Here is a 19985-nt window from a genome sequence, read left to right on the forward strand (position 1 = left end):
GCATCGATGCGTTATCGGGGAATGGCGGGCCTGCTGGCCGCCGTGGTGTTGGCCGCCTGCAGCCCGGCAACACCGCCGGCGCCGACGGCCGCTGAAGATCCGGCCTACGCGGCCGCGCAGCAGCAATGGCGTGTAGCGCGCTACCAGGACCTGACCCGGCCCGATGGCTGGACGGCCCTGGTCGGCCTGCACTGGCTGCAGAACAAATCCCATTTCGTTGGCAGCGGCGCCACCAACGGCATCCGCCTGACGGTTGGCCCGGACAGGCTGGGCCTGCTGCGTCGCGAAGGGACGCAGTGGTGGTTCACGCCTGAAGCCGGTGTCGATGTCAGCCACGACGGCCAGCCGGTGCGTGGCCGCATCCGCGTCGACACCGACAAGGACGCGCAGCCGACGCTGCTGGCCTTCGATGGCGGCAAGGGCCAGCTCAGCATCATCCGCCGGGGGCCACGGGACGCGCTGCGGGTCAAGCATGCCGAGGCACCTGCGCGGCGTGATTTCGCCGGCCTGCAGTACTGGCCGGGCGGCGCGGACTGGCAGGTGCAGGCGCGCTTCATCGCGCATCCGCCGGGCAAGACCTTGCCGATCGTCGACATCACTGGCTTGACCACCGAGATGCCCAATGCCGGTGCGGTGGAGTTCGAACGTGATGGCCGCAGCTGGCGCCTGGAGGCCATCGGTGCGCCCGGGCAGCCACTGTTCCTGATCTTTGCCGACCGCACCAGCGGCCGCGGCAGCTATCCGGCCGGGCGCTATCTGGATACCGATGCCCCCGCTGCAGACGGCACGGTGCGCATCGATTTCAACCATGCCTACAACCCACCGTGCGCGTTCACCGCCTACGCGACCTGCCCGCTGGCGCCGCCGGAAAACCGGTTGGACCTGCGCGTGGAAGCGGGCGAGAAGGCCTACCACCTGCCTGAAGGAGAAGGCTGACCATGCCGATCAAACACCTGTTCCGTACCGCGCTGTTGCTGGCGGCCTGCGCAGTGGCGCCACTGGCCACGGCCCGCGATGGCCAGGCCAGCCCTGCCGCGGCCGCGGCCGCAACCGCGGCCAAGCCGCCGGTACCCCTGTTGTGGAAAGTCACCGGCCCGGGCGATGCACGCGTGTACCTGCTGGGATCGTTCCATCTCCTGAAGCCACAGGACTACCCGCTGTCGCCCGATGTCGAGCAGGCGTTCGAAGCCTCGCAGCGGGTGGTGTTCGAACTGTCGCCGGAAGACATGCAATCGCCCCAGTTGGCCAGCCGCATGGTGCAGGCTGCGACCCGCACCGATGGCAGCGAGCTGAAGCGTGATCTGGATGCGGCCACCTGGCAGAAGCTGCAGGCTTTTGCTGCCCAGAACCAGTTGCCGCTGGCGCAGATGCAGGGCATGAAGCCCTGGTTCGTCGGCCTGAGCATTTCGATCGGGCAGATGCAGAAGCTGGGCCTGGACCCGGCGCTGGGCCTGGACCGCCACTTCATGGAACGCGCGCAGAAGACCGGCCGGAAGACCGCGGGACTGGAAGATATCGATACCCAGATCGGCATGCTGGACGGGATGACGGTGCAGGAGCAGCGGCAGATGCTGGCCGAAGCACTGGACCAGGCCGGCAAGGCAGATGAGCAGGCGCGGCTGCTGCATGATGCATGGCGTCGCGGCGACGAGCGCCTGCTGTGGACCAAGATGGCGGCAGAGATGCGCCAGCAGTATCCGCAGCTGTACCAGCGCATCAACACCGGTCGCAACGATGCCTGGGTGCCGAAGCTGCAGCCGTACCTGCAGGCCGGGCAGGGCGGTACGCTGGTGGTGGTCGGCACGCTGCACCTGCTGGGCAGTGATGGCGTGGTCGAGAAGCTGAGGGCGAAGGGCTACAAGGTCGAGCGCGTGTGCACGGGGTGCAAGGCCAAGCGCTGACGCACCGCTGGAGCGATGCCAAACAAGACGGCGCGCCAGGGGCGCGCCGTTTTCATATCAGCCGTTGCTGCAGCTCAGCGGCGGGTCTTGCCGCCGGTGCCGGTACCGGTGCCGGGTTCGCCGGGCTTGTTGCCGGTTCCCGTTCCGGTGCCGCCCGGGCGCGGGCCACCGAAGCCGCTGCCCATGCTGCGCTGGAATTCCTGCCACAGCTCCAGGTTGCGCTCGGTCAGCTGGTTCATCATCGCCCACGGGGTCTGGCCCAGCAGGTTGCCCATCTGCTGGCGGAACTGCTGCTGCTGGTCGAGGAAGACCTGCATGCTGCGCTCCAGGTAGTTGCCCATGAAGCCCTGCAGGGAATCGCCGTAGAAGCGGATCAGCTGGCTCAGCAGCTGGGTCGACAGCATCGGTTCGCCGTCCTGTTCCTGGTCGGCGATGATCTGCAGCAGGACCGAACGGGTGAGGTCGTCGCCGCTCTTGGCGTCGCGGACTTCGAAGTCTTCGCCGTCCAGGATCAGCTGGCGCACGTCCTCGATGGTGATGTAGCTGGAGATCTCGGTGTCGTAGAGACGGCGGTTCGGATACTTCTTGATGATGCGGGTCGCAGCCATGAAGCGGTACTCGTCACAGTAGACGCGCAGCATGGCGCAGTGCAGCAGCGGTTGCAACCGCCCCAGCCCCCGCCAGGCTTGGCTTTCAGGGGCGATCATGTTGCGCAGCAAGGGTTTGCGTGCTGCGCAGCATGACCATCGGCAGGGGCCGTCAGCGCATGCCGCAGCGGCCCCTGCGCGGCTTACCAGCCCATGTGGTGGCCGCCGTTGATGTCCAGGTTGCTACCGGTGATCCACGAGGCTTCCTCGGCCACCAGGAAGGACACGCCATAGGCGATTTCCTCCGGCTTGCCGAGGCGCCCGGTGGGGATGTCGGCGATGATCTTGGCGCGCACGTCCTCCGGAACCGCCATCACCATGTCAGTGGCGACGTAGCCGGGCGAAATGGTGTTCACGGTGATGCCGAAGCCGGCGTTCTCGCGGGCCAGCGAAATGGTGAAGCCATGCATGCCGGCCTTGGCCGCGGCGTAGTTGGCCTGGCCGTACTGGCCCTTCAGGCCGTTGATCGAGCTGATCTGGATGACCCGGCCCCAGCCGCGGCGCCGCATGCCTTCGATGACCGGACGGGTGACGTTGAACACCGAATTGAGGTTGGTGTTGATCACATCGTGCCACTGGTCCGCGCGCATGCGGTGGAACGTCGTGTCGCGGGTGATGCCGGCATTGTTGACCAGGATCTCGACCGGGCCCAGCTCGGCCTCGACCGCACGCACCAGCGCCTCGGCGCTGCCTGGATCGGAGACATCGCCCGGGAAGATCGACACGCTGTAGCCGCGCTCGGTCATCGCCTGCTGCCATGCGCGGGCCTTGTCCTCGTCGCGGTAATTGGTGGCGACCCGGTGGCCCTGGTCGGCCAGGCGTTGGCAGATGGCGGTACCGATGCCGCCGGTTCCGCCGGTGACCAGTGCGACGCGAGATGTCATGGAATGCTGTCCGGGAATCAGGTGGGGGAAGGGGGATTCTGCAACATCGGCGCGGAAAGTGCGCCGGCCGGCAACAGGATGTCGGTCCGCGGCAGTCGAGCCGGGTCGAATGCCCGTTGCGCAGTGTGCAGCAGCGCATCCCGGTCATCGGCGCCGTCCAGTGCGGCAGGGGCCTGGCCCAGCAGCTGCCAGAGTGCGCGCAGTACCGGCACCGGCCGTGTACTGTCCACCGGCAGCGACGCCAGCGACTTGGACAGTTTGTGGCCGGGGGCGTCTAGCAGCAGCGGCAGGTGCCAGTAGCGCGGCACGGCCAGGCCCAGCGCCTGCTGCAGCAGGATCTGCCGCGCGGTGGAATCGAGCAGATCGGCGCCGCGCACCACTTCGGTCACCCCCTGCGCGGCGTCGTCGACCACCACCGCGAGCTGGTAGGCCCAGCAGCCGTCGGCACGGCGCAGCACGAAGTCGCCGACTTCGGCATGCACGTCCTGCTGCTGCGGGCCACGCAGGCCATCGTCGAAGCGGACCAGGTTGCCGGGCGGTACGCGGAAGCGGACGGCAGGATCCGGTCGCGGCTGCCGCGCAACGCAGCGGTGGTGGATGCCGCCGCTGGCAGCCAGTTCGCTGCGGCTGCAGTGGCAGATGAAAGCCTGGTCGCTGGCCAGCAACACGTCCAGCGCGGTCTGGTAGGCCTCGCCTCGAGCGCTCTGCCACAGGACCGGGCCGTCGTGGACCAGGCCGAACGCAGCCAGTGCCTGCAGCTGTGACTGCGCGGCGCCGGGTACGGTACGCGGCGGGTCAACGTCTTCGATGCGCAGCCGCCACAGGCCGCCGTGGTGGCGGGCCAGCAGCCAGCTGCCGAAGGCGGCAAGCAGGGATCCGGGGTGGAGCAGGCCGGTCGGCGAGGGCGCGAAGCGGCCGCAGGGAACAATGGCGGTCATGCAGGCTGAATCGTCGGTCAGGTTGGCGCTTGAATTCAAGCTGAGCGCACCGCAAATTGACGGATATCAACCCCTTCCGAGCCGGATTTTCCCATGTTCACCCGTATTGCCCTGTTCCTGGCGACCAACCTCGCGGTCCTGATCCTGGCCGGCATCGTCATGTCGATCCTGGGCGTGGACGCGCGTTCGATGAGCGGCCTGCTGGTGATGGCCGGCATCTTCGGTTTCGGTGGCTCCTTCATCTCGCTGCTGCTGTCCAAGTGGATGGCCAAGCGCTCCACCGGTGCGGTGGTGATCACTGAGCCGCGCAACCAGACCGAGCGCTGGCTGCTGGCCACGGTCGAGCGCCAGGCCAAGGCCGCCGGCATCGGCATGCCGGAAGTGGCGGTCTATGACGGCCCGGAGATCAATGCCTTCGCCACCGGCGCCAACCGCAACAACGCGCTGGTGGCGGTGTCCACCGGCCTGCTGCACAACATGAGCGAGGACGAGGCTGAAGCGGTGCTGGGCCACGAGATCGCCCACGTCGCCAATGGTGACATGATCACCATGGCGCTGCTGCAGGGCGTGCTGAACACCTTCGTGATCGTGCTGGCCCGCGTGGTCGGCGGCATCATCGACAGCGCGCTGTCGGGCAACCGCGAAGGCGGCGGCCGTGGCTTCGCTTACTACATCATCGTGTTCGTGCTGGAGATGGTGTTCGGCCTGTTCGCCACGATGATCTCGATGTGGTTCTCACGCCACCGCGAGTTCCGCGCCGACGCCGGCGGTGCCTCGCTGGCCGGTCGCCAGAAGATGATCGCTGCGCTGGAGCGCCTGCAGCTCAACCACGGCCAGAGCACGTTGCCGACCCAGATTGCCGCCTTCGGCATTTCCGGTTCGACGGCGAAGAAGCTGTTCATGAGCCACCCGCCGCTGGAAGAGCGCATCGCCGCGCTGCGGGCGTCGACGGTGGCGTAATTCTCTGCTCCTTGTTAGTGCAGGAACGCCTGGCCCCGCGCCGGGCGTTTTTGTATGTGCGCGCACGCATTGGTGGTGCCGGGATCATTTCCGCGACCGCGGAGGGGTGTTACTTTCTTTGCACGAGCAAAGAAAGTGACACCCCTCCGCGGTCGCCGAAACGACTCTCGCCAGGTCGTACCCGGCGCCACCAATGCATCGGCGCGCAAACGAAAACGGCACCCTCGCAGGCGCCGTCTCCATGAACCGCTTTACACGGAATCTCAGAACTTCGCGTCGAACTCCGCCGCGTAACCGGTGTTGACCAGTACCTTCTGCAGCGACTCGGCCACCTTCAGGTTGCCGGCCACGATCTGGTGGGTCTCCGGGCCACGGTTGTCCATGCGGCCCAGGGTCGCGCCCTTGAAGTCACAGACCTTGCCGCCCGCCTCGCGGACCAGCAGCAGGCCGGCAGCGATGTCCCACGCCTTCACGCCGGCTTCGAAGTAGGCGTCGGCACGGCCGCAGGCCACGTAGGCCAGGTCCAGTGCCGCCGAACCGGTGCGGCGGATGTCCTCGCCGTGCACCAGCAGGGCGTCGACCGCCTTCAGCTGGGCACTGGCGCGGCTGCGCTCGCGCGGGGCGAAACCGGTGTGGATCATCGTGCCTTCCAGATCCTTGCGGTCGGCCACGCGGATGCGGCGGTCGTTCAGCACGGCGCCGGCACCCCGGCTGGCGGTGAACAGTTCATTGCGCAGCGGGTCGAAGATGACCGCGTCGGTCGGCTCGCCGTTCTCTACCAGCGCGATCGACACGCAGTAGTGCGGCACGCCACGCAGGTAGTTGCTGGTGCCGTCCAGCGGGTCGATGACCCACATCTGGCGGCGCTCGCCCTGCACGCCACCTTCTTCACCGAAGATGCCGTAGTCCGGATAAGCGCGCTTGAGTTCCTTGACGATGACCTTTTCCGCGTCCGCATCCACTTCGCTGGCGTAGTCCATCCGGCCCTTCTGCACCACGTTCAGTGCCTCGAGCTTGTTGATGTTGCGCAACAGGACGTTGCCGGCGAGGCGGGCGGCCTTGACCATGACGGTGACGGCGGGTTTCTGCATGGCGTGGGCTCCCGGAAAGGCAGAAGAGATGGACTGGCGGGGGAAAAGAGCGGGTCCGGCGCAGTGGCCGGCCGCACAGTTTACCATTGGTCATCGTCCAGCTCGACCTTTTCCCTGTTCATGTCCCAGTTTCCCGCCGCCACCCGCCTCCGATTCGTCCTGGTCGGTACCCAGCACCCCGGCAACATGGGCGCCGCCGCCCGTGCCCTGAAGACCATGGGCTTGGCCCGCCTGGTGCTGGTCGCCCCCGAGAAACCGCTGGACGAGGGGGCCTTCCGCCGCTCTGCCGGTGCCGAAGATGTGCTGGGGGACGCCCCGGTGGTCGCCACCCTGGCCGAGGCCGTGGCCGATTGCCGCCTGGTGCTGGGCTGCACCGCGCGTGCCCGCCGCGTGCAGCTGGAGGAGTACCTGCCGGCCGATGCCGCCGCTCGTGCGGTGGCCAAGGCGGGCGAGGGCGCCGAGGTGGCGCTGGTGTTCGGCCGTGAGCGCACTGGCCTGACCAACGAAGAACTGCAGCTCTGCCACGCGGCGGTGCACATCCCGTCCGATCCGGCGTTCAGCTCGCTCAACCTGGCTGCCGCCGTGCAGGTGCTGGCCTATGAGACACGCATGCAGCTGCTGGGCGCGCAGCCGGCCGCGGACGCCGAGCCCGGTTTCCGCGAACAGGCAGCAAGCCATGAGCAGATGGAGAGCTTCTTCGCCCAGCTTGGCGACACCCTGGACGAGATCGATTTCCACAAGGGCCGCGCGCCGGAATCGGCGATGCGCAAGCTGCGCCGGCTGTTCCTGCGCAGCGAGCCGAGCGAGCAGGAAGTGCGCCTGTTGCGCGGCATCCTTGCCGACACCCAGCGGATGGCGCGGCTGGCACAGGCGGGCAACAAGGACGGCTGACGACGTTCTCATTTTTTCGGGTAGTCTGTCCGGATACCCAGGGGGGATGAAGCCTGTGTCGGGTCTGCGAAGGGCAGTGCAGAGGGGACTGCTGAGCCTGGTCATGATCCTGCTGGCCGGGACGGTACATGCAGCAGCGGACCGGGTGCTGGTGCTGGGCCGGATCAGCGATGATCCCAAGGCCCATAACGAGCAGCTGCAACCGTTGCTGGACTATGTGGTGGCACGCATGCACGACGTCGGCATCACCGAAGGGCGGATCCTGATGGCACGCGACCCGCAGCAGATGGCCAGCTATCTGCGGCGGGGGCAGGTCGACTGGGTCACGGAAACGTCGGGTACGGCGGTGGCACTGGGCCAGCGCAGTGGCGCGCGGCCGCTACTGCTGACCGAGCGCAATGGCGTGCGTGAGTACCAGACCGTGTTCTTCGTGCGTCGCGACAGTCCGATCCAGCGGATCCAGGACCTGCGCGGGCATCGCCTGGCGCTGCAGAACACGGCGTCCACCAGTGCCTACCTGGTGCCGGTGATGACGCTGCTGCAGGAGGGGCTGGCGCCGCAGATCCTGGCCGGTGTGTGGGACGTGCCGGGCCGGGACAGCGTGGGGTACGTGTTCGCACGTAGCGAGTTGAACATCGCCACGTTCGTGCACAAGGGCATGGTCGAAGTGGGGGCGGTGAGCAGCGTGGACTGGAATGACGAGCGACGGATGCCGACGGCATTCCGGCGCGACTTCTGCGAACTGCTGCGCACCGAACCCTACCCACGGGCGGTGGAAATGGTTCGCGCCGACCTTGACCCGCGGGTACGTGACCGGCTGCAGGACGTCCTGCTGCAGGCGGCCAGCGACCCGCAGGCACAGGGGGCGCTGCATCGGTTTTTCGGCACTTCCGGTTTCCACCGCGTCGATGCGCATGCGCAGCAGCGGCTGGATGAATTGAAACAAGGATTGACGCGCGTGCGGATGGAAGTGGAATGAAGTGGCTCGGCTCGGGAATGCAGGCCCGGTTCCTGCTGGCGATGGGCGGGGCGATGGTCGTGGTGGTGGCGATCCTGGCGGTGTTGCTGGGGCGGCAGGCGGCGATGCAGGGCGAGGTGCGCAACCTCAGTGGTGGCGTCATCCATGAACTGTTCGACCGCAGCGTGCGCAGCCGCGGCGAAGCGATGGCGCGCGAGCTGTCCGACGCGCTGGCCAACCCGCTGTACTACCGCGACCTGGACCAGGTCGGTGCGCTGGTGCGCAGCACCGCACGGCAGCCGGTCGTGCGCTATGTGCTGGTGTTCGACGAACGTGGCCGGCTGGTGCATGACGGCTCGATCGAGGTGTCCGGCTTCGGCCAGCCGATGACCGACCCGCTGGCCCCCAAGGCCGCGGTGGCGCAGGCGCTGGTGGTGCAGGAATCGCCCAAGGTACTCGACAACACCATGCCGATCATGGTCGGCAACCAGCGCATCGGCGGCGTCCGCGTCGGCATGGCGCTGGACGAGGTGCAGCAGCGCGAACAGGCCGCCAATGCCACGCTCGGCGAGCGCCTGCAGCAGGTCGGCAGCCGCCACCTGGGCTGGCTGCTGCTGATGCTGGGCCTGCTGGTGGTGATCGGCGTGGTGGTGATCCTGTACGTGCAGCGCACCCTGGTGGCGCCGATCCGGGACCTGGCCGCTGCGGCGCGCCGCATCGAGGCTGGCGACTACCAGGCGCCGCTGGCCGAGAACACCCGCGACGACGAAGTCGGCGAGCTGGTGCGCGGCTTCGCCCGCATGCGCGATGCCATCGCCCGCCATGACCGCGAGGTGCGGCGCATGGCCTATACCGATGCACTGACCGGGCTGACCAACCGGTTGGCATTCAGGGAGGCGCTGGACCATCGCCTGATGGCCGCGCGCGCATCCAATCATCGGCTGGGCCTGCTGTTTGCCGATATCGACGATTTCAAGCGCGTCAACGACACCCTGGGCCATGAGGCCGGTGACGAAGCGCTGTTGCAGTTCGCGCAGCGCATCGGCAGTGCGGTTACCGAGGCCGGTGGCGATGAAGCCCTGCTGGCCCGCTTTGGCGGCGACGAGTTCGTGATCCTGGTCGGTGATGGCGACGTGGCGGCCAACGCACGGCTGCTGGCCGAAGTGCTGGTGCGCGAGCTGGGCAAGCCGCTGGTGGTGCAGGGCCGGGAACTGTTCCTGGGCACTTCGATCGGCGTGACCCTGTTCCCGGATGATGCCGCCGATGCGACCACGCTGCTGAAGAACGGCGACATCGCCATGTACCAGGCCAAGATGGCCGGCAAGAACTGCTACCGCTATTACAGCCGTGCGATGGACCACGCGGTCGAGCGCCGCGTGCACATGGAGCAGGAGCTGCGCGGGGCCTGGGAGCGCGGCGAGCTGCGCCTGGCCTACCAGCCGATCTTCCGCATGCGCGATCGCCGCATGGTCGGCGTGGAAGTGCTGCTGCGCTGGCAGCATCCGACCTTGGGCACGATTCCGCCGTCGGTGTTCATCGAAGTGGCCGAGCAGAGCGGGCTGATCGAGCTCATCGGCCCGAAGGTGCTGCGTGCGGCCTGCATGGAAGCCTCGCAGTGGCCACGCGGGGCGGGCGGCGATGATCTGTTCGTGTCGGTGAATGTGTCGCCGCGGCAGCTGCGCGGCGGTGAACTGCCGGCATTGGTCGCGCAGTGCCTGCACGAGTCCGGGCTGCCGGCGTCGCGCCTGCACCTGGAGTTGACCGAAACCGCGGTGATCGGCGACGAAATGGTTGCCGCGCAGCTGCTGGACAAGCTGCACCGCACCGGCGTGAAGGTCTGGCTGGACGATTTCGGCACCGGCTTCTCCGGTCTCAGCCATCTTCGCCAGGTACCGGTGGACGGCGTGAAGATCGACAAGAGCTTCGTGGCCGACATGCAGCGCGATCCCGACGATCTGGCGCTGACCACGGCGATCATCGCCATGGCCCACGCACTGGGCATCACCGTGGTGGCCGAGGGCATCGAGCAGCAGGCGCAGTTCGAACTGCTGGTGCAGCGCGGCTGCGATCTTGGCCAGGGCTACTGGCTGAGCCACCCGGTGACCGCCACCGAAGTGGTGCGGATGATCGAATCGGGCCTCTGACCGACTGACGTTGTGCCGGGGTCAGATAACCAGACAGGCGTGCGGTCAGGCCGGCAATCAGCGCCTTGGCCTGGGCATCATCCACTTCGAAGTGGGCCACGCCTTCGACCCGGTCCAGCTGGTGCAGGTAGTAGGGCAGCACGCCGGCGGCGAAGCTGCGCTCGCTCAGGTCCTGCAGGGCCTGCACGCTGTCGTTGACCCCGCGCAGCAGTACCGCCTGGTTCAGCAGCTGGGCGCCGACGCCGCGCAGGCGGGCCATCGCCGCGTCCACGCTGTCGTCGAATTCATTGGCGTGATTGGCGTGGACCACGATCGCCAGCGGCCATGGCAGGCTGCCCAGCCAGCACACCAGTTCATCGTCCACGCGTTCCGGCAGCACGATCGGCAGCCGGGTATGGATGCGCAGGCGGCGGATATGCGGAATCGCGCGCAGGGCGTCGGTCAGCTCGACCAGCTTGTGCGTGGCCAGTGACAACGGGTCACCGCCGGACAGGATCACCTCATCGATGTCCGGGTCGGCCGCGATGGCGGCTACGGCCTCCTGCCAGCCGCCCTTGGCAGCGTTTTCCGCGGCATAGTCGAAGTGGCGGCGGAAGCAGTAGCGGCAGTTGATCGCGCAGCTGCCAGTGGCGACCAGCAGGGCACGGCCACGGTACTTCTGGATCACCCCGGTAGCCTTCTTGGCGGCACCATCGCCCACCGCGTCGAAGCTGAACCCGGGCGCCGGGCGCATTTCCTCGTCGATCGGCAGCACCTGGCGCAGCAGCGGGTCGGCCGCATCGCCCACGCGCATGCGGGCCACGAAGCCCTCGGGCACGCGCAATGCGAACTGGTCCATGGCCGCCTCCGAGACACCCAGCGCCGCCGGGTCCAGCTGCAGCCGGGCCAGCAGGGCGTGCGGGTCGCGCAGCGCCTGGCGCCAGAGCTGCTGCCAGCGCGCGGGCGCGCCTGGCGACTGGGGCCGGGGGAAGGCGGAAAGCTGCATGGAGAGGGGGCCTGCGGTTATCATGGGGGCAGAAAAACAGTCGCCCACCGGCATCCGGTGGGCTTTCCATTCTAACGGCTCGCCGCACCCGCGGCGTTTCTGCCACTCAGGAGTTTACGCATGGCCAGCTACGGCATGAACGACGTCAAGAACGGGATGAAGATCCTGGTCAACAACCAACCGGCCGTCATCATCGACACCGAATACGTCAAGCCGGGCAAGGGCCAGGCCTTCACCCGCGTGAAGTACCGCCTGATCAAGGACGGCCGTACCCAGGAAGTGACCATGAAGTCGACCGACTCGCTGGATGCAGCCGACGTCGTCGATACCGACATGAACTTCATGTACAGCGACGGCGAGTACTGGCACTTCATGGACCCGGAGTCCTTCGAACAGGTCCAGGCCACCAAGGCCGGCATGGGCGGCGCCGAGAAGTGGCTGAAGGGCGAAGAGTCCTGCGTGGTCACCCTGTGGAACGGCGAGCCGATCTTCGTTCAGCCGCCGAACTTCGTCGAACTGAAGATCACCGAAACCGATCCGGGCGTCCGTGGCGACACCTCGGGCGGCGGCGGCAAGCCGGCCACCCTGGAAACCGGTGCCGTGGTCCGCGTGCCGCTGTTCGTCAACCAGGACGAAGTGATCCGCGTTGACACCCGTTCGGGCGAATACTCCGCACGCGTCAAATAAGGTCCCGGCCGCAGGCCGACCTTGCTGTAGAGCCGAGCCATGCTCGGACACGCGCCAGCGCATTCGCGCTGGCGCTCCCATGATCTGCTTCGGCAGATCATGGGCCCCGCTTCACGGGTCTCCAGACCCCGCCGCTTCACGGCAGCCCCTGACCCAGGGGCGTGTCCCCAGAAGTATCTCGCCGCCCCCAGCCAGTGAGCCCGCATGAGCGATAGCCCGCACCTCCCCGAAGCCTGCGACCTGCTCATCGAAGCTGGTCATGTCGTTCCGATCGAGCCGCATGCGGTGGTGCTGGAAGACCATGCCGTTGCCGTGCGTGGCAGCGAGATCGTGGCCATCCTGCCGCGTGCCGAGGCGCGCGCACGCTTCCGTGCCGCGCAGGTGGTCAGCCGCCCCGAGTCGGCGCTGATGCCGGGCCTGGTCAACGCGCACACGCACAACCCGATGACCCTGCTGCGCGGCGTCGCCGACGACCTGCCGCTGATGACCTGGCTGCAGCAGCACATCTGGCCGGTGGAAGCGGCCGTGATCGGGCCGGAATTCGTGGCCGACGGCACCACCCTGGCCATCGCCGAGATGCTGCGCGGCGGCACCACCTGCGCCAACGAGAACTACTTCTTCGGCGACGTGCAGGCCGCGGTCTACAAGAAACACGGTTTCCGCGCGCTGGTGGGCGCGGTCATCATCGATTTCCCCACCGCCTGGGCCAAGACCGACGACGAGTACTTCGCCAAGGCCGGTGAACTGCACGACCAGTGGCGCACCGATCCGCTGATCGCCACCGCGTTCGCGCCGCATGCGCCTTACACGGTCAACGATGCCAACTTCGAGCGGGTGCGGATGCTGTCCGACCAGCTCGACATGCAGGTGCACCTGCATACCCACGAGACCGCGCAGGAAATCAACGATTCGATCAGGCTGCACGGCCAGCGCCCGCTGGCGCGGCTGGATCGGCTCGGCCTGGTCAACGACCGCCTGATTGCGGTGCACATGACCCAGCTGACCGATGCGGAAATCCACCTGTGCGCCGAGCGCGGCGTCAGCGTGGTGCATTGCCCGGAATCCAACCTGAAGCTGGCCTCCGGTTTCTGCCCGGCCTGCGCCCTGCAGCGCGCAGGCGTGAACCTGGCGATCGGTACCGATGGCTGCGCCAGCAACAACGATCTGGACATGTTCAGCGAGAACCGTACCGCAGCGATCCTGGCCAAGGCCGTGGCCGATGATGCCACCGCGCTCGACGCGGCGACCACGCTGCGCGCGTCCACGCTGGGCGGCGCACGCGCGCTGGGCTTCGGTGACCGCATCGGTTCGATCGAAATCGGCAAGCAGGCCGACCTGGTCTGCGTCGACCTGTCGGCGCTGGAAACCCAGCCGCTGCACAACGTGCTGTCGCAGCTGGTGTATGCCACCGGCCGCCAGCAGGTCAGCGACGTCTGGATCGCCGGCAAGCCGAAGCTGGTGCAGCGCGAGCTGGTCGGCATGGACCTGCCGGGCATCATCGCCAACGCGCGCCAGTGGCGCGAGCGCATCCGTCATATCCGCGCCTGATCCCTGGCGCCGCAAGGACCCCTCATGACTGCCCCCCACGCTTCCTCCAATTTCGATCAGGCCGAGCTGGACAAGTTCGCCGCGCTGGCCAACCGCTGGTGGGACGCTGACGGCCCGCAGAAGCCGCTGCATGCGCTGAACCCGGTGCGCCTGAAGTACGTGGCCGACCGCGTGCCGTTGCGTGGTGCGCGCGTGCTCGACATCGGCTGCGGTGGCGGGCTGCTGAGCGAAGCACTGGCGCAGGCCGGCGCCGACGTCACCGCCATCGACCTGGCCCCGGAGCTGGTCAAGGTCGCGCGCCTGCATGCGCTGGAAAGCGGCGCCAAGGTCGACTACCGCGTGCAGGCCGCCGAGGATCTGGCCGCCGAGCAACCGGGCAGTTTCGATGTGGTCACCTGCATGGAAATGCTCGAGCACGTGCCAGACCCGGGCGCGATCATCGACGCCTGCAAGCGCCTGCTGAAGCCGGGCGGCCACCTGTTCCTGTCGACCATCAACCGCACCGCCGCCGCGTTCGCGGTGGCGATCGTCGGCGCCGAGTACGTGGCGCGCCTGCTGCCCAAGGGCACGCACCACTACCAGGAATTCATCAAGCCGGCCGAGCTGGCGCGCTGGCTGCGCGAGGCTGATGTGCAGCTGGTGGATGTCAGTGGCATGGCTTACGAGCCGTGGCGCAACCATGCCCGCCTGAGCAGCCGCACCGACATCAACTATCTGGCCTACGCGGTCAAGCCGGCATGACCTCTGCACGCTTCCCGCGCGCGGTGCTGTTCGATCTGGATGGCACCTTGCTGGACAGCGCGCCGGACTTCGTCGCTACCTGCAACGCGATGCTGGCCGAACGTGGTCGTGCACCCATCGATCCGGCCGCACTGCGCCCGGTGGTGTCGAAGGGCTCGCGGGCGATGGTCTCGGCTGCCTTCCCGGAACTGGACGTCGCCGCACGTGACGCGCTGATCCCGGAATTCCTGCAGCGCTACGAAGCGCTGATCGGCCAGCACGCAGTGCTGTTCGACGGCGTGGCCGGCATGCTCGCCGCGCTGGATGAGGCCGGTACGGTGTGGGGCATCGTCACCAACAAGCCGGAGTACCTGGCGCGCCTGATCCTGCCGCAACATGGTTGGCAGCAGCGTTGCGCGGTGCTGGTCGGCGGTGACAGCCTGGCCGAGCGCAAGCCTCACCCGCTGCCGCTGCTGCACGCTGCGCAGGCCATCGGCATGGCCGCCGAAGACTGCGTGTACGTGGGTGACGACGAGCGCGACATCATTGCCGCGCGGGCCGCGGCCATGCCGTCGGTGGCGGCGCTGTGGGGCTACCGCCTGCACAGCGACGATCCGCTGGCCTGGCAGGCCGACGTGCTGGTCGAGAACGCTGAACTTCTGCAACTGGCCAGTCTCTGGCCGACCCGGCCGGCAGCCCCGGCCCAGCCGTAAGGAATCCCGTAGTGAGCAGTACCGCGCTGGACAGTTTCCTCGACAAGTGGCGCAGCCGTTGGCCGGAATGGTCGGTGGCCGCCCCGTTCGTGGCCGAACCGCAACGCGAGCTCGCAGTGGCGTGGTTTGCGCTGCTGCAGGAGTTCGACGACATGCTCAACACCAGCGGCGATCCGCTGCCCGCCGATGCCAAGCTGGCGTGGTGGGGCGAGGAGCTGCGCAGCTGGGCAGGGCATCGTTCGCGCCATCCACTGGGCCGTCTGCTGGAGCCGGTGCGTGCGCCGTGGGTGCAACTGGCCGAAGCGCTGCCGGACCTCGTTGAAGCGCGTACCGTTGCGTTGGATGCAGCCGCTGCCGAGCGTGCGCTGGCCAATTACGCCGAGGCCGTGGCCGCAGTGGAAGCGGCCTTGTTTGCCGACAAGCCGCGCACCGGCGCCGGTCGTGCGGTGCAGCTGCAGACCCTGGCCCAGCGCCTGCAGGACGCCGGCGTGGCCGGTGTGCCGCGCAGCCTGTTGGATGAGGATTCCAGCACGGCCGCGCAGCGCTGGGCCCAGTACCTGCTGAAAGGATGGGGCAGCCGCGTGCCGGGCCCGCGCCCGCGGCGCGTGTGGTCGAGCCTGGCGCGCGCCCGCGTTGCCGCCCAGGCCGCAGGCAAGCCAATCGAAGCCACCCCGGTGCGCACGTTGCTGCGCGTGTGGTGGGCCGCGCGCGGTTGATCCAACTGTCTGGTAGTGCCGGCCGCTGGCCGGCAGCTCGGGCACTGCAGAATTCATGCGGTTGCCGGCCAGCGGCCGGCACTACCGTTATTTGCGTTCCAGCACCAGCAACGGGTCGATGCGGGTGTCGAACCAGTTCATGCCCCAGTGCAGGTGCGGGCCGGTGGCACGGCCGGTGGCGCCGACGGCAGCGATCACCTGGCCCTGCTCCACACGGTCGCCAACTTTTACGTCGATGCGCGAAAGGTGCAGGAAATTGGAACTGACCCCGAAGCCGTGGTCGAGCAGCAGCGTGCCACCGGTCAGGTACAGGTCCGGCCCAGCGAAGGTCACGATGCCGGCCGCCGGCGCCTTCACCGGGGTGCCGGTCGGCACCGCGATGTCCATGCCGGAGTGGCCGGCCCCCGGCTGCCCGTTGTAGACGCGCGCATTGCCGAAGCGGCCGCTGATGCGGCCCTGTACCGGCCAGATGAAGGTCTGGGTGAAGTCGGTGCGGTCGTCATCGCGGGCACGTGCGGCGGTCACCTGCGCCTGCTCGCGCTTGATCCGCTCGGCAATCGCCGGCGGCGGGTTGACCGTCTTCGGCGGCACGCCGTTCACCCGCTCGGTGGGCCAGTCGCGCGGCGTTACCGCAATGGTGGCTGTCTCGCTGCCACCATCGGGGCGCTGCACCTGTACGCGCAGCGGACCCTTCTCGTCGCGGCCGATGCCGAACACCACGCTGCCGTAGCCGCTCACCCGCAGCTGGCGGCCGGCGTACTGCACACGACTGCCTGCGGGCACCTTGCCGATCACCAGCGCGCCCTGCGACGCACTTGCCGGGAACACCACGCGGCTGTCGATCAGGCTGCCGATGCCATCCTGCGCCTGCGCAGGGGAAGAGGAAAACAGGGGCGCGGCCAGCAGCAGCGCCCCGATCATCAGTGCCGAACGCATCAGCGGTCGTAGGTCATGCGCTGGCCGGCGGGTTCACCCACCAGCTTGCTGCCGTCCCACACCAGCTGGCCGTTGACCCAGGTGGAGGCGATGCGCGAGCGGAAAGTGGTGCCTTCGAACGGCGACCAGCCGCACTTGGACAGCACGTCCTCGCGCTTGACGGTGAACGGCACGTCCTCCACCAGCACCAGGTCGGCAAAGTAGCCTTCGCGCAGGAAGCCGCGTTCTTCCACGTCGAACAGCTGCGCCGGCGCATGTGCGAATTTCTGCACCACCTGCTCGCGGGTCAGCTTGCCTTCGTGCACCCGCTCCAGCGCGGCCACCAGCGCGTACTGCACCAGCGGCAGGCCCGACGGCGCCTGCGCGTAGGGCTTCTGCTTCTCTTCCCAGGTGTGCGGCGCGTGGTCGGTGGCCAGCACGTCCAGCACGTCATCGGCCAAGGCAGCGGTGATTGCCTCGCGGTCGGACACTTCCTTGATCGCCGGGTTGCATTTGATCAGGTTGCCCTTGGCCGCGTAGTCCGGGCGCGCGAAGTGCAGGAAGTGCACGCAGGTTTCGGCGGTGATCTGCTTGCGGCTGCCATCGGCGCGGATCAGCGGGCCCTTCTCGAATAGCGCCAGCTCATCGGCGGTGGAGATGTGCAGCACATGCAGGCGGGTGCCGTGCTTGCGTGCCAGCGACATTGCCAGGCGGGTCGACTTGATGCAGGCTTCGCGCGAACGGATGTCCGGGTGCATGTCCGGGGTCAGCGCATCGCCGTACTTTTCCTGGAAGGCCTTGAGGTTGGCATCGATCATCGGCGTGTCTTCGCAGTGCGTGATGATCGGGGTCGGGCATTCGCGGAAGATCGCGTCCAGCGTTTCCGGGTTGTCGACCAGCATGTTGCCGGTCGAAGCACCCATGAACACCTTCACGCCCGGGGCCTTCTTCGGGTCCAGGGCACGGATCGCGTCCAGGTTGTCATTGCTGGCACCGTGGTAGAAACCGTAGTTGGCCCAGGCGCGGCCGCGCGCGAGCTCGTACTTGGCTTCCAGGATGGTTGAATCCAGCGTCGGCGGGTTGGTGTTGGGCATGTCCATGAAGCTGGTCAGGCCACCGGCCACGGCCGCGGCCGATTCGCTGGCGATGTCGCCCTTGTGGGTCAGGCCCGGTTCGCGGAAATGCACCTGGTCGTCGATCATGCCGGGCAGCAGCCAGCGCCCGGCGGCGTCCACCACCTGCTCGCCGTCGCGCGGCGCCAGCCCGTTGCCGATCTGCGCAATGCGGCCGTTCTCGATGCGCAGGTCGCCGTCGAAGGTGCGGCCTTCGTTGACCATCCGGGCGTTGGTGATGAGGGTGGAGGACATGTCAGTGTTTTCCTGTGCAACGGCAAGAGGGGGCGTGGGTGGATTCGGGCACCGGATCGAAGCCGCCGGGGTGGAACGGATGGCAGCGGCCCAGCCTGCGCGCAGCCAGCCAGCTGCCGCGCAGCGGCCCGTGCCGGGAGATGGCATCCATCGCGTATTCAGAACAGCTCGGCACGAAACGGCAGCGCGGCCCCAGCAGGGGGCTGATGAAGCGCTTGTAGAAGCGCAGCAGGGCAATGAGCAGGCGCGAGATCACCCAGTCATCTTATGCCAGTTGGCATGAAGGCCGCATTTGTGCAGGATGGGCCGTTGGTCGCATGTCGCCGATGGCCTGCGACCGGTACCAGCACCCGCGGGTGTTGGCCAGGTTCCGTACCGCGCAAGGCGGTCCGTGTTCGTCGGACTGCCACTTGGGCACCTTGACTCCAGGACTGAATGGAGCAGGGTGCCAAGGTTGCTGCTGCGGGTCGGGTAGGCTATAAAGGCCCGCTTTCCCGGGCCCCGGGGAATCCAAGGAAGAGCGTTTCGTGGCTGCTAAAAAAACTGCAAAGAAGGCCGCAACGGCCGCCAAGAAAACCGCCAAGCCTGTTGTGAAGAAGTTGGCGGCAAAGCCCGTTGCCAAGAAGCCGGCCAGCAAGCCGGCGACCAAGGCAGCGTCCTCGCAACCGGCGGCCAGGAAGGCCACCGCAAAGAAAACGCCGGTCAAGGCAACCAAGCCGGTGGCGAAGAAGGCCGCTGCGCCCGCCAAGGCCAAGCCAGCCGCCGCCAGCAAGAAGGCGCCGGTGAAGAAGACCGTCAGCAAGGCCGCGCCGGTGAAGAAGGCCGCCGCCAAGCCGGTGGTCAAGAAGGCCGCCGCCAAGCCGGCGCCGAAGGCGGTGGTGAAGAAGGCTGCAGCCAAGCCGGTCGCCAAGCCCGTAGCAAAGAAGGTCGCTGCGGCTAAACCGGCCGCCACGCCTGCCGCTGTAAAGAAGGGTGCCAAGAATGTTGCCGCGCCGGCCGTGAAACCGGCCCCGGCCCCAGTAGTGAAGTCCGCACCGAAGCCTGCTGCCAAGCCGGCTCCGGCCAAGCCTGTCCCGGCCAAGACCGTGGCAGTGGCAGCAGCCCAGCCGGCCTCCAAGCCGGCCCCGGCCGCCGCTCCTGCCGCTTCGAAGGCCCCGCAATCCAAGAATCCCGTGCCCGTTTCGAAATCGCCTGCCAAAACCGCCGTGAAATCCGATTCCGCCCCGAAGACCGTGTCGCGCCCTGTCGGCAAGGTTGCCGTGGCCGTCGCCGCCCGCTCGGCAGCACCGGCCCCGCGCAGCAAGTACAAGGTGGTCGAATACAAGACCGACGAGGCCACCGGCCGCCCGATCCTGCCGGCTGGCTACAAGCCGTCCTCGGAAGAGGAATACATGAGCCCGCTGCAGCAGGAGTACTTCCGCCAGCGCCTGCAGAACTGGCGCGCGGACCTGGTGGAAGAGTCCAAGCAGACCATCGAGAACCTGCGCGAGGAAGTGCGTGACATCGGCGACGAAGCCGAGCGTGCGACCCGCGAGACCGAGAACTCGCTGGAACTGCGTACCCGCGACCGCTACCGCAAGCTGATCGGCAAGATCGACAGCACCCTGAAGCGCCTGGAAGCCGGCGACTACGGGTACTGCGTCGACACCGGCGAAGAAATCGGCCTGGAGCGCCTGGAAGCGCGCCTGACCGCCGAGCGTACCATCGACGCCCAGGAGCGTTGGGAGCACCTGCAGAAGCAGCAGGGCGACTGATTCCAGTTCGTTGTCTGGTCATGCGAAAAACCCGGCTTCGGCCGGGTTTTTTGTTGGGTTCGTGTTGGCTGCGTAGAGCGGCGCCTTGCGGGTATCGGCGTGAGCCTGCGGGTGGGTCCGGGCAGGACACGCTGCAAGTACATCCCTGTAAGCTCGGCCGCGGCAT

The 19985-nt window shown here is 67.7% G+C and carries 19 protein-coding genes and 1 pseudogene; 12 read left to right on the forward strand and 8 right to left on the reverse strand.

Going from position 1 to position 19985, the window contains the following annotated elements:
• Positions 1–6 precede the first annotated feature (6 nt).
• Both AC10QF_RS11555 and AC10QF_RS11560 read left to right on the forward strand, forming a co-directional pair.
• Positions 7–936: a DUF1684 domain-containing protein gene (locus AC10QF_RS11555; protein ID WP_053500615.1), complete on the forward strand. Its 930-nt coding sequence runs from the start codon at positions 7–9 to the stop codon at positions 934–936.
• A gap of 2 nt (positions 937–938) precedes the next feature.
• Positions 939–1901 (forward strand): TraB/GumN family protein, encoded by a 963-nt coding sequence (locus AC10QF_RS11560; RefSeq protein WP_005417757.1) that lies wholly within the window; start codon positions 939–941, stop codon positions 1899–1901.
• A 74-nt stretch (positions 1902–1975) separates the two neighbouring features.
• Here the strand turns inward: AC10QF_RS11560 and phaR are convergent, their stop codons facing one another.
• The 3 genes from phaR to gluQRS form a co-directional block, all read right to left on the reverse strand.
• Positions 1976–2509, reverse strand: a complete 534-nt coding sequence (gene phaR, locus AC10QF_RS11565) for a polyhydroxyalkanoate synthesis repressor PhaR (RefSeq protein WP_005417756.1) — start codon at positions 2507–2509, stop codon at positions 1976–1978.
• 182 nt (positions 2510–2691) lie between these two features.
• Complete coding sequence (gene phbB / locus AC10QF_RS11570; RefSeq protein WP_005417754.1) at positions 2692–3432, reverse strand: acetoacetyl-CoA reductase; 741 nt, start codon at positions 3430–3432, stop codon at positions 2692–2694.
• Positions 3433–3449: 17 nt separating this feature from the next.
• Positions 3450–4370 carry a tRNA glutamyl-Q(34) synthetase GluQRS gene (gene gluQRS, locus AC10QF_RS11575; protein WP_494542237.1) on the reverse strand — a complete coding sequence of 307 codons (921 nt, stop codon included), beginning with the start codon at positions 4368–4370 and terminating at the stop codon, positions 3450–3452.
• Positions 4371–4463: 93 nt separating this feature from the next.
• Here gluQRS and htpX point away from each other — a divergent pair, with 93 nt between their 5' ends.
• The gene (gene htpX / locus AC10QF_RS11580; protein WP_049415827.1) at positions 4464–5330 is read left to right on the forward strand and encodes a protease HtpX; all 867 of its coding nucleotides are present in this window, start codon (positions 4464–4466) and stop codon (positions 5328–5330) included.
• Positions 5331–5593: 263 nt separating this feature from the next.
• On the opposite strand, the gene AC10QF_RS11585 is transcribed toward htpX, so the two are convergent.
• Positions 5594–6421: an inositol monophosphatase family protein gene (locus AC10QF_RS11585; protein ID WP_005417749.1), complete on the reverse strand. Its 828-nt coding sequence runs from the start codon at positions 6419–6421 to the stop codon at positions 5594–5596.
• Positions 6422–6541: 120 nt separating this feature from the next.
• Between AC10QF_RS11585 and AC10QF_RS11590 the strand changes: the two genes are divergently transcribed.
• Genes AC10QF_RS11590 through AC10QF_RS11600 form a run of 3 tightly spaced genes read left to right on the forward strand, consistent with a single transcriptional unit; the run spans position 6542 to position 10414 of the window.
• Entirely contained in the window at positions 6542–7312 is a 771-nt protein-coding gene (locus AC10QF_RS11590; RefSeq protein ID WP_111176253.1) for an RNA methyltransferase, read from the forward strand.
• Positions 7313–7358: 46 nt separating this feature from the next.
• Positions 7359–8291 (forward strand): phosphate/phosphite/phosphonate ABC transporter substrate-binding protein, encoded by a 933-nt coding sequence (locus AC10QF_RS11595; protein WP_494542238.1) that lies wholly within the window; start codon positions 7359–7361, stop codon positions 8289–8291.
• Positions 8288–10414, forward strand: coding sequence for a putative bifunctional diguanylate cyclase/phosphodiesterase (locus AC10QF_RS11600; protein WP_005417742.1), 2127 nt, complete (start codon positions 8288–8290; stop codon positions 10412–10414). Before AC10QF_RS11595 ends, AC10QF_RS11600 begins: the two co-directional genes overlap by 4 nt.
• Here AC10QF_RS11600 and epmB read toward each other — a convergent pair.
• Positions 10407–11423: pseudogene (gene epmB, locus AC10QF_RS11605) on the reverse strand (EF-P beta-lysylation protein EpmB); the annotation flags it as partial. The gene AC10QF_RS11600 and the pseudogene epmB sit on opposite strands and share 8 nt — an antisense overlap.
• Before the next feature lie 96 nt (positions 11424–11519).
• Between epmB and efp the strand changes: the two are divergent.
• From efp to AC10QF_RS11630, 5 genes are all read left to right on the forward strand, one after another.
• A complete protein-coding gene (gene efp, locus AC10QF_RS11610; protein ID WP_005410381.1) occupies positions 11520–12086 on the forward strand; it encodes an elongation factor P in 567 nt (188 codons plus the stop codon).
• A 204-nt stretch (positions 12087–12290) separates the two neighbouring features.
• The gene (locus AC10QF_RS11615) at positions 12291–13634 is read left to right on the forward strand and encodes a TRZ/ATZ family hydrolase (RefSeq protein WP_494542239.1); all 1344 of its coding nucleotides are present in this window, start codon (positions 12291–12293) and stop codon (positions 13632–13634) included.
• A gap of 24 nt (positions 13635–13658) precedes the next feature.
• Positions 13659–14375, forward strand: a complete 717-nt coding sequence (gene ubiG, locus AC10QF_RS11620; protein WP_494542240.1) for a bifunctional 2-polyprenyl-6-hydroxyphenol methylase/3-demethylubiquinol 3-O-methyltransferase UbiG — start codon at positions 13659–13661, stop codon at positions 14373–14375.
• Positions 14372–15067 carry a phosphoglycolate phosphatase gene (locus tag AC10QF_RS11625; RefSeq protein ID WP_111176198.1) on the forward strand — a complete coding sequence of 232 codons (696 nt, stop codon included), beginning with the start codon at positions 14372–14374 and terminating at the stop codon, positions 15065–15067. The genes ubiG and AC10QF_RS11625 overlap by 4 nt, the downstream gene beginning before the upstream one ends.
• Positions 15068–15078: 11 nt before the next feature.
• A complete protein-coding gene (locus AC10QF_RS11630) occupies positions 15079–15783 on the forward strand; it encodes a squalene/phytoene synthase family protein (RefSeq protein ID WP_111127511.1) in 705 nt (234 codons plus the stop codon).
• Between the two features lie 87 nt (positions 15784–15870).
• On the opposite strand, the gene AC10QF_RS11635 is transcribed toward AC10QF_RS11630, so the two are convergent.
• Genes AC10QF_RS11635 through yidD form a run of 3 tightly spaced genes read right to left on the reverse strand, consistent with a single transcriptional unit; the run spans position 15871 to position 18321 of the window.
• Positions 15871–16719: a M23 family metallopeptidase gene (locus AC10QF_RS11635; protein ID WP_061478049.1), complete on the reverse strand. Its 849-nt coding sequence runs from the start codon at positions 16717–16719 to the stop codon at positions 15871–15873.
• A complete protein-coding gene (locus tag AC10QF_RS11640) occupies positions 16719–18065 on the reverse strand; it encodes a dihydroorotase (protein ID WP_069139798.1) in 1347 nt (448 codons plus the stop codon). The genes AC10QF_RS11635 and AC10QF_RS11640 overlap by 1 nt, the downstream gene beginning before the upstream one ends.
• A 1-nt stretch (position 18066) precedes the next feature.
• Positions 18067–18321 carry a membrane protein insertion efficiency factor YidD gene (gene yidD, locus AC10QF_RS11645; RefSeq protein ID WP_005417723.1) on the reverse strand — a complete coding sequence of 85 codons (255 nt, stop codon included), beginning with the start codon at positions 18319–18321 and terminating at the stop codon, positions 18067–18069.
• Positions 18322–18592: 271 nt separating this feature from the next.
• Between yidD and dksA the strand changes: the two genes are divergently transcribed.
• Positions 18593–19819, forward strand: a complete 1227-nt coding sequence (gene dksA / locus AC10QF_RS11650) for an RNA polymerase-binding protein DksA (RefSeq protein ID WP_494542241.1) — start codon at positions 18593–18595, stop codon at positions 19817–19819.
• Positions 19820–19985: the final 166 nt, after the last annotated feature.

The sequence above is a fragment of the Stenotrophomonas maltophilia complex sp. Om-AH-Sm3 genome (assembly GCF_059337855.1).